The sequence below is a fragment of the Actinosynnema sp. NPDC020468 genome (assembly GCF_040642015.1).
GTDB lineage: Bacteria > Actinomycetota > Actinomycetes > Mycobacteriales > Pseudonocardiaceae > Actinosynnema.
Genome location: NZ_JBFAEO010000022.1, coordinates 14,380 through 26,485, shown reverse-complemented (window position 1 = coordinate 26,485; position 12,106 = coordinate 14,380). Strand labels below are relative to the sequence as shown.

General features: G+C 69.3%; 9 protein-coding genes and 1 CRISPR repeat array. Of the genes, 7 read left to right on the top strand and 2 right to left on the bottom strand.

All coding sequences use genetic code 11. The annotated features are described in order from the left end of the window. The first annotated feature begins 65 nt into the window (after positions 1–65). The 3 genes from AB0G50_RS17425 (at position 66) to AB0G50_RS17415 (ending at position 2,436) form a co-directional block, all read left to right on the top strand. The gene (locus tag AB0G50_RS17425; protein WP_360108986.1) at positions 66–218 is read left to right on the top strand and encodes a hypothetical protein; all 153 of its coding nucleotides are present in this window, start codon (positions 66–68) and stop codon (positions 216–218) included. A 25-nt stretch (positions 219–243) separates the two neighbouring features. After that, entirely contained in the window at positions 244–573 is a 330-nt protein-coding gene (gene cas2e / locus AB0G50_RS17420; protein WP_360108983.1) for a type I-E CRISPR-associated endoribonuclease Cas2e, read from the top strand. Positions 574–728: 155 nt separating this feature from the next. After that, positions 729–1,355: a CRISPR direct-repeat array (repeat unit 27 nt; unit sequence GTCTTCCCCGCGCGAGCGGGGGTGTTC). A gap of 466 nt (positions 1,356–1,821) precedes the next feature. Further along, positions 1,822–2,436: an amino acid transporter gene (locus AB0G50_RS17415; protein WP_360108980.1), complete on the top strand. Its 615-nt coding sequence runs from the start codon at positions 1,822–1,824 to the stop codon at positions 2,434–2,436. A 22-nt stretch (positions 2,437–2,458) separates the two neighbouring features. Here the strand turns inward: AB0G50_RS17415 and AB0G50_RS17410 are convergent, their stop codons facing one another. Further along, entirely contained in the window at positions 2,459–3,298 is an 840-nt protein-coding gene (locus AB0G50_RS17410; RefSeq protein WP_360108977.1) for an AraC family transcriptional regulator, read from the bottom strand. A 126-nt stretch (positions 3,299–3,424) separates the two neighbouring features. Between AB0G50_RS17410 and AB0G50_RS17405 the strand changes: the two genes are divergently transcribed. From AB0G50_RS17405 to AB0G50_RS17390, 4 genes are all read left to right on the top strand, one after another. Then, positions 3,425–4,408, top strand: a complete 984-nt coding sequence (locus tag AB0G50_RS17405; protein WP_360108974.1) for an alpha/beta hydrolase — start codon at positions 3,425–3,427, stop codon at positions 4,406–4,408. 582 nt (positions 4,409–4,990) lie between these two features. Further along, positions 4,991–8,548 carry a DEAD/DEAH box helicase family protein gene (locus tag AB0G50_RS17400; protein ID WP_360108971.1) on the top strand — a complete coding sequence of 1,186 codons (3,558 nt, stop codon included), beginning with the start codon at positions 4,991–4,993 and terminating at the stop codon, positions 8,546–8,548. After that, positions 8,545–10,026: a restriction endonuclease subunit S gene (locus AB0G50_RS17395; RefSeq protein ID WP_360108968.1), complete on the top strand. Its 1,482-nt coding sequence runs from the start codon at positions 8,545–8,547 to the stop codon at positions 10,024–10,026. Before AB0G50_RS17400 ends, AB0G50_RS17395 begins: the two co-directional genes overlap by 4 nt. Continuing rightward, positions 10,023–11,582: a class I SAM-dependent DNA methyltransferase gene (locus AB0G50_RS17390; protein WP_360108965.1), complete on the top strand. Its 1,560-nt coding sequence runs from the start codon at positions 10,023–10,025 to the stop codon at positions 11,580–11,582. Before AB0G50_RS17395 ends, AB0G50_RS17390 begins: the two co-directional genes overlap by 4 nt. Positions 11,583–11,656: 74 nt before the next feature. On the opposite strand, the gene AB0G50_RS17385 is transcribed toward AB0G50_RS17390, so the two are convergent. After that, positions 11,657–11,794, bottom strand: coding sequence for a hypothetical protein (locus AB0G50_RS17385; RefSeq protein ID WP_360108962.1), 138 nt, complete (start codon positions 11,792–11,794; stop codon positions 11,657–11,659). Between the last annotated feature and the right edge of the window lie 312 nt (positions 11,795–12,106).

Genomic DNA, 12,106 nt, shown 5'->3' with positions numbered 1-12,106 from the left:
GAACTCGATAAGGCGCGGCAGAATCCGTCTTCCCGCGCGAAACCGCATGGATGATGATCTTCTGCGTGACGCCGGTCGTGACACGAACCACGATCTACGGTCCGGAAGCGTTCGACACCTACGACGAGACACCGTCCAACGTCGTCCTGCTTTGGGACGACAGCGGTCGTGCGGTCGCCGGCGGAACCAACTACGACGACCAGGACGACCTTCTGTGACCGTAATCGTTGTAGCAGCCTGCCCGTGGGTCTGCGAGGCCACCTCACCCACTGGCTACTGGAGATCTCCCCCGGGGTCTTCGTCGGCAACGTCACGGCCCGGGTCCGCGACCTCATGTGGTCGCGGGTCACCGAACTCGTCCGCACCGGCCGGGCGATCATGGTCCACCGAGCCGACAACGAACAGGGGTTGGGCTTCAAGGTCCACCACCACGACTGGCACCCCGTCGACTTCGACGGCATCCAGCTCATGCTTCGGCCGGCCACGTCGTCACCGGACGCGGACACCACAACGACGCCGAGCACCTCGTGGAGCACCGCAGGCCGCCGACGCCGCTACGGCAACCGCCGATGAACGCGCCGCACCAGCCAAAGGCCGGTCGGGCAGGACTGTGTGCAATGCCTCGTGTCGAGAACAGTGCCAATCCAGGCTCACACTGTGTCTGGTCTTGTTAACACAAACTGAACGAAAACCAGCCAGTAACTTCGTAAACCACCAGGTCAGCAAGTGTCTTCCCCGCGCGAGCGGGGGTGTTCCCCCGGTTGGTGCTGGAGCTGGTGACGGCGCGGATGGTCTTCCCCGCGCGAGCGGGGGTGTTCCTGCCATCGTTCGGTGCGCCTCGCGGGCGCGTGAGTCTTCCCCGCGCGAGCGGGGGTGTTCCCATCATCACGGCCAGCAGCACGGCCATGAGCCTGTCTTCCCCGCGCGAGCGGGGGTGTTCCGACCGGCGATGTGGCGCCACAGTGGGAGCACGGGTCTTCCCCGCGCGAGCGGGGGTGTTCCCCGGAGTACGGCGGGTACGTCGACTACGCGAAGGTCTTCCCCGCGCGAGCGGGGGTGTTCGTGCGCGTGATCGCTCATCCAGACGTGCGAACTCGTCTTCCCCGCGCGAGTGGGGGTGTTCCTTCTGTGAAACTGGTCGGTGCGTGTCGCGTGCGGTCTTCCCCCCGCGAGCGGGGGTGTTCCCGACAGCAAAGAGTCCCGGGCGGTGCGCTCACGTCTTCCCCGCGTGAGCGGGGGTGTTCCCTGCTGGGCCTGGTTGCCGACGTGCTCAAGCACGTCTTCCCCGGCGCGAGCGGGGATTCCGCACCCGCCTGCACCGGACCGTGTCTTACTCGCGCGAGCGGAGGTGTTCCACTCGGCCTGATGCGCGCCGACATCACCCCTATGGCCTTCCCTGTACGGGCAGGGGTGCCATAGCCCGAGGTCGTTGGTACCACCAAACGGGTGAAACTCGCACGGGTGGGCTTAGCCACCCCATAATCGCACGGATGATGATCTTCTTCGTGACGCCGGTCGTGACACGAACCGTGGTTGGCGCGAGCGGTCGCAGAGGTTACAGAGGGTCGCCGTGTTACTGTTTACGCAGGTAGAGGCCTATGTGAATACAGAACTAGGCCCTTCGGAGGCGGGAGCGCAGGTTCGAATTCTGCCGGGGGCACCATCCTTGACCTGGCCTTCCAGTCGGTTCAAGACCTGTGAATCTCGCGTCATGACACCGGTCATGACGCGAGTTCTGTTTTACCGTCCTGCCCTTTGCTCGACCCACCCGCGCAGGTCGGCCCCGCGGGCGTCCGGTGGAAATGCGGAGGTGGGCGCGAGGTGACGACGTCGATCGTCGCGCCGCACGGGCGCTGGGAGCCGTTGACGCCTGCTCGGATCGTCTCGTTGTTGGCGGCGATGCCGTGTTCCTGGTGGATCGCCGGCGGGTACGCCATCGAGCTCGCGGTCGGCCACCGGGTCCGCCGGCACGGAGACATCGACGTGATGGTGCTGCGCCCGGACCAACACCACTTGCACGAGGCCCTAGCGGGTTGGGAGTGCTGGGCCGCCGACCCGCCCGGTGTGCTGCGCCCGTGGCGACCGGGAGAGGTCCTTCCGGCGTCCGTCCACGACATCTGGTGCCGCCCGGGTCCTGGTCGGCCGTGGGGCGTGCAGGTGATGCTCGACGAGACCGGTGGCGGGCAGTGGGTGTCACGGCGCGACCCCGGCGTCCGGCGGGCTGTGGCGACGATCGGGCGAACCACCCCGGACGGCATTCCGTACCTCGCGCCGGAGATCCAGCTGTACTACAAGGCGAGGAACACCGCTCCGAAGGACCACACCGACTTCCTCGCGGCGCTGCCGACACTGTCCACCGGCCAACGAACCTGGCTGAGCCACGCGCTGTCCCGCACCGTCGGCCCTCACCCCTGGCACGACCACCTCACCCCGTGAGCACTGTTCGGCGGGCCGACGGTCAGGTCGCGCCGGCGTGCGCGGGCCAGGCCATGTCGTCCACGGCCAGCCACGGCTCGTTCGCGGCGGCGGTGGGGGTTGTTCCGGTGAACGCGCGGATGTCGTGGTGGAGGTGGGACTGGTCGGCGTAGCCGCCGTCCGCGGCCACCCGCGCGGGAGTGTGCCCGTCGGCCAGGCGGTGGACGGCGTGGTCGAAGCGGACCAGCAGGGCTGCGCGTTTGGGTGTCAGGCCGATCTGCGCGCCGAAGCGCGACCACAGGCGCTGGCGGCTCCACCCCGTTCGGGTCGCGAGGTCGCTCACGCGCACACCGCCCCGGTTGGCGACGATCCGGCGCCACGCCCACGCCACCTCGGGGTCGACCGCCCTGCCCGCCCGGCGCCGGGTGGCCAGTTCCGCGTCGAGCAGCGCGAAGCGCTCCGGCCAGGTTCGCGCGTCGTGGAGCCGCTCACGCAGGCGCGGCGTGTCGCGGCCCCACAGGTCGTCGAGCGCGACGACACCTCCGCGCAACTCCCCGAGCGGGAGGCCGAGCACGCGGTGCGCGGTGAGCGGGGACAGGCGCACCTGCACGCACTCGACGCCCTCGGCACGCACCTCGAACGCGGTGAAGGCGAGCCCGGCGGCCAGACTCCCCGTGCGCATCCGGCCGGCCGCTCCGCGGATGTCGAACAGGCGGTCGCCGAACTCGACGCCCACGGTGACGGCCGGGTGCGGGATGGCCCGGAGTTCGACGGGGTGGCCGGCGCGGATGCGGAACCCGGCCATGTCGACACCGGGCGCGGTCGCCGACGGTCGCGCGACCTCCCAGCCCGACGTGGAGTCGTTCCGGTCGGTGGGTGGCACACCTCGACCCTACGAGCGGCCGGACGGCGCGATCAACCGACCCGCGAGGCGCCGACATTTCTCCAAGACCCGTCACGGGGTCCGCCGGGAAGGTGGTGCCACCACGGACCGACCGACGGAGCAGCCATGAACCGGACGACCTCCCCGCAGGACCGACTCGCCCGCGACGCGGACACCCCGCGCGGATGGCGGGGGTGGAGCCGACGGCGGCGGATCGCCCTGCCGGCCGTCGCCGCGCTGGCCGTCCTGCTCGCGGGGAACACGTTGTCCGTGCTGACGCAGACGGCCGAGGCTTCCGGTGAGCAGGTCGTGCGCCTCCCCGGCGGCGACATCCACGTCGTGCAGGACGGTCCGCCCGGCGCGCCGACGGTGGTGCTCCTGCACGGCCTGGGCGGCTCGACGGCGTGGTGGGACCCGGTGCTGCCGGGCTTGCGGGACCTGCACGTGGTGCGGGTGGACCTGCTCGGGCACGCCGGATCGGCCAAACCGACCGACGGCTACGGCATCGCCGAGCAGGCACGCCGAGTGGGGGCCGTGCTCGACGACCTCGGGGTGCGCCGCGCGATCGTGGTGGGGCACTCCACCGGCGGCGCCGTCGCCACGTCGCTCGCCGAGCAGCGCCGCGAGGCCGTGGCGGCGATCGCGTTGATCGACACCGGCCCGCGGCTGGACGCGTTCCTCGGCGACAGCGTCACCGGCAGCCTGGTGGCCACGCCGGTGATCGGCCAGCTGATCTGGCGACTGCGCACCGACGCCACGATCCGCGACGCGCTGAGCACCGCGTTCACCCGCGAGGTGCGGATACCCGACCGGATCGTCGCCGACGTCCGGGGCATGACCTACCGCAGCCTCACCGCGACCGACGACGCGTCCACCACGTACCTGCGGGAACGGCCCATCCCCGACCGGCTGGCCGCGCTCGACCTGCCCACCCTGGTGATCTTCGGCTCCCAGGACCACCGATGGCAGCCGTCGTCCGCCGAGGACTACCGCCGGGTCCCCCACGCCCGGATCGAGATCCTCGACGGTGTCGGCCACACACCGATGTTCGAAGATCCGGACACCACCGGGAACCTCCTGCGCGACTTCGCCGGCACCGCGTGGCACTGACCGGGGCGAGATCCGTCCAAAGTAGACAGTCGGCGACGTCGTGCACCTTGCGGGTGATCAACGGTGCGATCGCGCGATCTCCACGAAGGCCGCCCTACCGGCCGGCCGCCACGCCGACTACGCACCCCCGGACCTGTGTCGACCCCGAGTCCTCAGCGCGCGAGCGGGGTGTTCCCGACTTCCAGGAGGTCGCAGAGGTTGCAGCAGGTTCGCCGTGTTACGGTTTTCGCAGGTAGAGGCTCTGGCGAACGCGAACCTAGGCCCTGCCGGAGGCAGGAGCGCAGGTTGCCGTCCTGCCGGGGGCGCGCAAGGACGGCAGTATCGACATCCGGACGGTCGGTACTCGAGGGCACCCGCGAGGTGCGACTTCGGGGGCCAACCGGCTGTGTGTTTCGGCCGCGGCGACACCTCGGGCCGAGGTCGTTTCCGGGCTTCCGAGCAGGCCGGCGTCGCGACGAAGCTCCCGCGCGGATCGCCTGGCTAGGATCGACCGCTCCTGCGGTTCGCCTGTCCAGGTGCCACCCACGCCTGGATAGCCTCCCATGGACGCAGTTGGTGCTCGGTTGGAGCAGGAAGGACCACGTGGACGACCGGCTTCGTGACTTCGGCAAGGGCTCGCCGAACTTCGGGCTCCTGTACCGCCACCAACCCCTGCTGTCGATCTACGGCGCCCTGGCCGAGGCGACCGTCTTCACGAACCCGAACTCCTCGCTCGTCCAGGCCGGACAGTTCGGCGAAGTCCTGGCCGAAGAACTCGTCGCCCGCATCGGGATGCGCGTCGAAGGCGACCGCCAGGTCGACCGACTCACCGCTCTGACCCGGGCAGGCGTTCTCGTCAGCGGAATCCGCGAGGACTTCGACAGGCTTCGCCGCGACCGGAACACCGCCGCACACCGGCACCTTTTCGACACCGCGCGCGCACTGGCCGCCGTGCGGATCTGCTACCGGCTCGGCCTCTGGTTCCACGACGCGATCGACGGGCGCCGGACGATCGCCGAGTTCGTTCCGCCCACCGACCCGGGTGACGGCGTGCAGGTCACGGACCCGGCCGAGTTGGCCGAGTTGCGCGAAGCCCTCGACGGTCACCGCCAGGCCCTGACCCAGGCCCGTACCCGCCTGGCCGATTCCGCCGACGCCCTGGAGGCCGAGCGCAGGGCTCGCGCCGAGGCCGAGCGCTTGATCGCCAGTGCCGCGGCCAACAAGGAGGCGCTGCTGGCCCAGGTCGAGCAGCTGAGCGCGCAAATCGACGAGCTCAGGAGCGCCCAGCACGCGCGGTACGAGGAAGCACGCAGGCAGCCGCGCCAGGTCGACGCCCGGCACCGCGACGCGATCGTCCACCAGGCACAGCGTCCTTCGCCCCTCAACGAGGTGCAGGCGCGCGACGCGATCGACGCGATGCTGCGCGCGTGCGGCTGGCTCGTCCAGGATCGCGATCAGGTGAACCCCCTTGCCGGCCGTGGTGTCGCCGTCCGCGAGTTCGCCCTCGCCACCGGCCGCGCCGACTACGTCCTGTACGTCGACGGCAGGATCGTCGGCGTCGTGGAGGCCAAGCGCGAGGGTGACCACCTCTCCAGCGCCGTCGAGCAGAACGACCGGTACGCGTCCGGTGTGCTGAAGGGACACCGTCTCGCGGTCTGGCGGGAGGACGAGCCCTTCGCCTTCCGCTACGCCACCACCGGCGCCGAGACCTACTTCGTCAACCGGTTGGACCCCCACCCCCGGTCCCGTGAGGTCTTCGCCTTCCACCGGCCCGAGACCGTCGCGGACTGGATGCGCCGCGCCGAGGAAGCACCCGCCACGCCCACCCTGCGGGCCGCACTGCGCGGGCTCCCGGTGTTGGAGCCGAACGGACTGCGCCCGGCGCAGGTCGAGGCGATCACCGGCCTCGAGGCGTCCCTTTCCCAGGACAAACCGCGGGCACTGATCCAGATGGCCACCGGAGCGGGCAAGACCTTCACCGCGGTGGCGCAGACCTATCGACTGCTCAAGCACGCCGGGACACGTCGGGTCCTGTTCCTCGTGGACCGCAACAACCTGGGCAAGCAGGCCTACGACGAGTTCCGCAGATTCGTCACGCCCGACGACGGGCGCAAGCTCTCGGACATATACAACGTCGACAGGCTCGGCGCGGCGGGACTTCAGGAAACCTCGTCGGTCGTGATCTGCACCATCCAGAAGATGTACTCCCTGCTCTGCGGCGAGGCACTCGTCGACGACGACCTCGCGGACGAGGCGGCGGACAGCCTGGCCTACGAGGACGATTACGCCGCGGACCAGCCCATCTCGACGTCCTACAACGCGACCGTGCCGATCGAGTCCTTCGACCTGATCGTCGTGGACGAGTGCCACCGCTCGATCTACGGCCTGTGGCGGGGAGTTCTGGAGTACTTCGACGCGCACCTGGTCGGGCTGACCGCAACCCCGACGCCCCAGACGCTCGGTTTCTTCGCCCGCAACCTGGTCGCCCAGTACACCTACCCACAAGCCGTCGCCGACGGGGTGAACGTCGACTTCGACGTCGTGCGGATGCGGACGGACCTCCGGGAGAAGGGCGCGGCGACGATCGAGGCCGGAACGACCGTTCGCGTGAAGGACCGCAAGACCCGGCGGCAGCGCTACCAGGAACTGGCCGACGACTTCACCTACACGACCGGGCAGATCGGCCGGACCGTGGTCACGGTCGACGAGATCAGGGCAGTTCTCATCGCCTACCGGGACAACTGGCCGCGCTGGTTCCCCGGGCGGACCGAGCTGCCGAAAACCTTGATCTTCGCGATCGGCGAGGATCACGCCGAGGACGTTCTCGCCCAGGTCAAGGACGTGTTCGGGCGCGGGGACGACTTCGCGAAGAAGATCACGTACAAGAGCCGTCAGGCCGGCGAGAACCCGGACGAGTTGATCCGCTCGTTGCGGACCTCGCCTCGGCTGCGCGTCGCCGTCACCGTGGACATGATCGCCACCGGTACCGACGTCAAGGCGCTGGAGTGCGTGATCTTCCTGCGCGAGGTCCGCAGCGCGGTCCTGTTCGAACAGATGAAGGGACGCGGCGCCCGGACCATCGACGCGACGGACCTCCAAGAGGTCACCCCGGACGCGGACGGCTCGGTCCGCAAAGATCGTTTCGTGCTGGTGGACGCGGTGGGCGTCACCGACTCCCCGCTGGTCGACGCGAAGCCACTGGTACCGGCAGGCGAACGGCAGGTCTCGCTGGAAAGGCTGCTGGACAAGGCCGGCACGAAGTCGATCAGCGCGGGTGAGGCCGAGATCATGGCGGGGCGGCTGGCCCGCCTCAACCAGCAGTTGACGAACGAGGAGCGGGACCTGCTCACCCGGGCGGCGGGCGGGCGGACCCTGTCGGAGATCGCAGGCGCCATCGTCAGGGCGGTGGACCCCGACGCGCAGGAGCGGGCACTGGCGGAGGGCGGTCGGGCGGCGGCCCGGCAGTTGATCGAGAACGCGATCGCCCCGCTGACCGCGCACCCCGGGCTGCGGCGGCACATCATCGAGATACGGCGGGACAAGGACTACCTGTTCGACGAGGTCACCCCCGTCGAGGTGACCGACGTGGTCGAGATCCCGCGCGAGCAGCGGGCGAGGGAACAGGTGGACCGCTGGAAGAAACTCCTGGAGGAGCACCGTGACCGCCTCGTCGCGATCGACATCGCGTTGACCAGTCCCCGCTCGGTGTCCCCGGCGGAAGCGTACGCCGCGTTGGCGGAACTCGCGCAGGAAATCCGCCGCCGGTACTCGTGGACTCCGCAGTCGTTGTGGGTCTGCTACGAAGACCTCGGCGAAGCACCTCGTCACCCGGGTAAGGAAGCCGGCGTACCGGACCTCATCCCCCTCATCCGGTACGCGTTCGGCGTGGACGCCGGGTTGAAGCCGTACCGGTCGACAGTGGACGACCGTCTCCAGGGCTGGCTGCTGAAGCGGCGCCAGGCGGGAGCGGACTTCTCCGAGGAGCAGTTGTGGTGGTTGCGGGCCATCGGTGACGTGGTGTCGAGCGACGTCGGCATCAGCCCGGCCGAGTTCAACGCCGAGCCCTTCAAGGGCAGGGGCGGCGGCCGGGCGTTCGCACACGCCTTTGCGGGGCAGGACGTCCGTGCCTTGTTGAGCGATGTGAATCGGGAACTGGCTTGAGCGGGCCGAGCGGGGTGGAGCTACCGGCGGGGTGGGTCTGGGCCCGGCTGGAGGAACTGCTGAGCGAGCCCCTCGTCAACGGCCGGTCGGTGAAGACCATGGAGGGCGGATTTCCGGTCCTGCGCCTCACCGCGCTCAAGTCGGAGGGCGTCGACTTCTCCGAGCACAAGGCCGGTGCCTGGACGGCAGAGCAGGCAGCCCCGTTCCTCGCCGCCAGAGGGGATTTCCTGCTGAGTCGCGGAAATGGTTCCCGCCGACTGGTGGGGCGCGGAGCCCTCGTGCACCACACACCTTTGGCAGCCGCGTTCCCCGACACCATGATCCGCGTGCGAGCGCACCCCGACGCCATCACACCGGGCTACTTGAAGCACATCTGGGATTCGCCACTGGTGAGGAACCAGATCGAGAACTCCGCCCGTACCACCGCGGGTATCTACAAGATCAACCAAGGCGTACTGCACAACATCGGACTTCCCCTGCCGCCGCTCGCGGAGCAGCACCACATCGTCGAGGCACTCGAAGACCACCTCTCCCGCCTCGACACAGCGGAACGACTGACCTCGCGGGCTGTTGCCCGGGCTCGGCGCCTCGGCGAGGCCATCTCGTCCATCACGTTGGGACACGACGTGCCGGTCGGCGGTCCGTCCGCTCCGCCGCCCGCGTCGGCCGGGGCAGACGACGGACTGCTCCCCGACATTCCGCCGTCCTGGTCGTGGAAACGTCTGGGGGACATCGCCGACGTGGTCGGCGGGGTGACCAAGGACAAGCAGAAGCAGTCCGACCCGACGATTCCCGAAGTTCCCTACCTGCGCGTGGCGAACGTCCAGCGCGGCTGGCTGGACCTGTCCGAAGTCTCCGCCATCCGCGTACCCCGGACCAAAGCCCTCCACCTCGCCCTGAGGTACGGGGACGTACTCCTGAACGAGGGTGGCGACCGCGACAAACTGGGTCGCGGCTGGATCTGGGAGGACCAGGTGCCCGGCGCCATCCACCAGAACCACGTCTTCCGCGCACGGGTCCGCCAGGACGTCATCCACCCGAAGTTGCTGTCCTGGTACGCGAATGGCGCGGCCCGCTGGTTCGAGGTCAACGGCAACCAAAGCGTGAACCTCGCCTCCATCAGCCTGTCGAAGATCCGACAGCTACCCGTTCCGGTGCCACCCCGTGACATACAAGGCGTGATCGTGGAACGCATCGAACGCCAACTGTCGATCCTCGGTACGGCGGCCGCCCTGTCGCAACAGGCACTGGCGAAGGCCAAGACGCTCCGGCGTGCCCTCCTCGACCGCGCCTTCACCGGCCGGCTCGTCCCCCCGATGCCCGTCGACGAGCCCGCATCCGTGCTTCTCGAGCGAGTTCGCGCCGAGCACGAAGCGTCGGGCAGAAAGGCCAAGCGGACGTCCCGCCGGACCTCGGCCGACACGGAGGCCCCCCGCCCCGCTTCCCCCGACACCGTTCAGCAGGAGCTACCGCTGTGACCTCCGCCCCTCCCGTCCTGGTGCACGCGCAGACCAGCAGCCTGGTGGCCAAGCTCTGGAACTACTGCAACGTCCTGCGGGACAACGGCCTGTCCACGATCGAGTACGTCGAGCAGCTCTCCTACCTGCTCTTCCTCAAGATGGCCGACGAAATCGCCTCCGACCCGTTCACCGAGAAGGAGGCCAGAGCCGTCGTACCGCCGCCGTACGACTGGAAATCGCTCGCCCGCCGCAAGGGCATCGACCTCGAAGTCCACTACCGCAAAACCCTCGAGGTGCTCGCGAAGAACCCCGGCACCACCCTCGGCACGATCTTCGCCAAGTCGCAGAACCGCATCACCGAGCCGGCGCTCCTCGAAAAGCTCGTGGTCGACCTGATCGGCAAGGAGGACTGGACGATCCAGGGCACGGACCTCAAGGGCGATGCCTACGAGGGTCTGCTCGCCAAGGGCGCCGAAGACACCAAGACGGGCGCGGGTCAGTACTTCACGCCCCGCGCCCTCATCGACGCCGTGGTCGACGTGATGCAACCGCGGCCCGACGACTCGATCACCGACCCCGCCTGCGGCACCGGCGGCTTCCTCATCGCCGCGCACCACTACATCCGCGCGAACCACCTGCGGGACCTCACCCGCGAGCAGCGGCTCGCACTCGGGTCCGGCACGATCTGGGGCAACGAGCTGGTCACCGGCACAGCCCGCCTCGCCGCCATGAACATGCTGCTGCACGGCATCGGTGACGCCGACGGCCCCTCGCTCATCACCGTGGGCGACGCCCTCGCCGAACAGCCTCGTCGGCACGCGTCCCTGGTCCTCGCCAACCCGCCCTTCGGCAAGAAGTCCGCGATCACCGTCATCGGCACGGACGGCAAGGCCGAGAGGGAGGACATCTCCTACGAGCGGGACGACTTCCGCGCCACCACCACCAACAAGCAGATCAACTTCCTCCAGCACATCATGTCCCTGCTGGAGATGTCCGGCCGAGCTGCTGTCGTCCTCCCGGACAACGTGCTCTTCGAAGGCGGTGCGGGCGAGAAGGTGCGTCGCCGACTGCTCGAGGAATTCGACCTGCACACCATCCTGCGGCTGCCCACCGGGATCTTCTACGCGGGCGGCGTCAAGGCGAACGTCCTGTTCTTCGACAAGATGCCACCCCGCGGCGGTGGCGCGCCCAACACCTCGAAGCTCTGGGTGTACGACTTCCGCACCGCCAAGCACTTCACCCTCAAGAAGCACCCTCTGGGCAGGGCGGACCTGGACGACTTCGTCGAGGCGTACCTGCCGGGCAAACCTCGCGACGAGCGGATCGAGTCGGAGCGGTTCAAGTCCTTCGACCACGAGGAACTCATCGTTCGCGACAAGGTCAACCTCGACATCACCTGGATGAAGGACCCGGCGCTGGACGACGCCGACAGCCTGCTGCCGCCCGAGGTGATCGCGCAGGAGATCGTGGAGGACTTCCAGGCCGCGCTGAACGAGTTCGCAGCCATCGCGGAGGCACTCGGCGGCGAGGTTCCGGCCGACGTCGACGCGATCCCGTCGGACGAAGCAGGGTGACGACATCGACCTGGTTCGGGTCGACGGCGCCGAACGCGCCGGGGGTTCCGGCGCGCCCGGCGGGGTCCGGTCGGCTACATCACCGGCAGGCGGCGGCCGTTGCCGTACTCGCCGGAACCGCCCGCGAGGGTGTCCAGGTCGGCGTCATCGATCTCCGTGACGGTGGCGGTCTCCGCGTCGTCCGGGATCGGGGTGTGCCGGTCGTTCGTCATGGGTTCTCCTCGGTTGGGGGCGCGGTGGTCCGCGTTCGCCGCGGTGGTCCGGTGGGCTCGCGATGTCGCCTTTCGGCCACGCCCCAAAGCTAGGGCGGGGGTGGTTGGGCGACCACGCGGAAGCGCACGCGGGAACGTCCGCAGAACCGAGGAAGAGTTTCTGCCTGAACCGATTCGCGGCGCCGGGCGTCGGCACGCGCGCGGGAAAGGGGTCGTGGGGGGGGGGGGGCGGCGGGGCCGCGGGGTGGGATGAGGGAACCCGCACTAGGAGGGCGGAGGCGGCGAGGCGGCGCGCGCCCCGCGGGAGCCGCG

Coding starts and splice junctions, on each gene's coding strand:
- AB0G50_RS17405 (WP_360108974.1), top strand. CDS start 3,425: ATGAACCGGACGACCTCCCCGCAGGACCGACTCGCCCGCGACGCGGAC.
- AB0G50_RS17385 (WP_360108962.1), bottom strand. CDS start 11,794: ATGACGAACGACCGGCACACCCCGATCCCGGACGACGCGGAGACCGCC.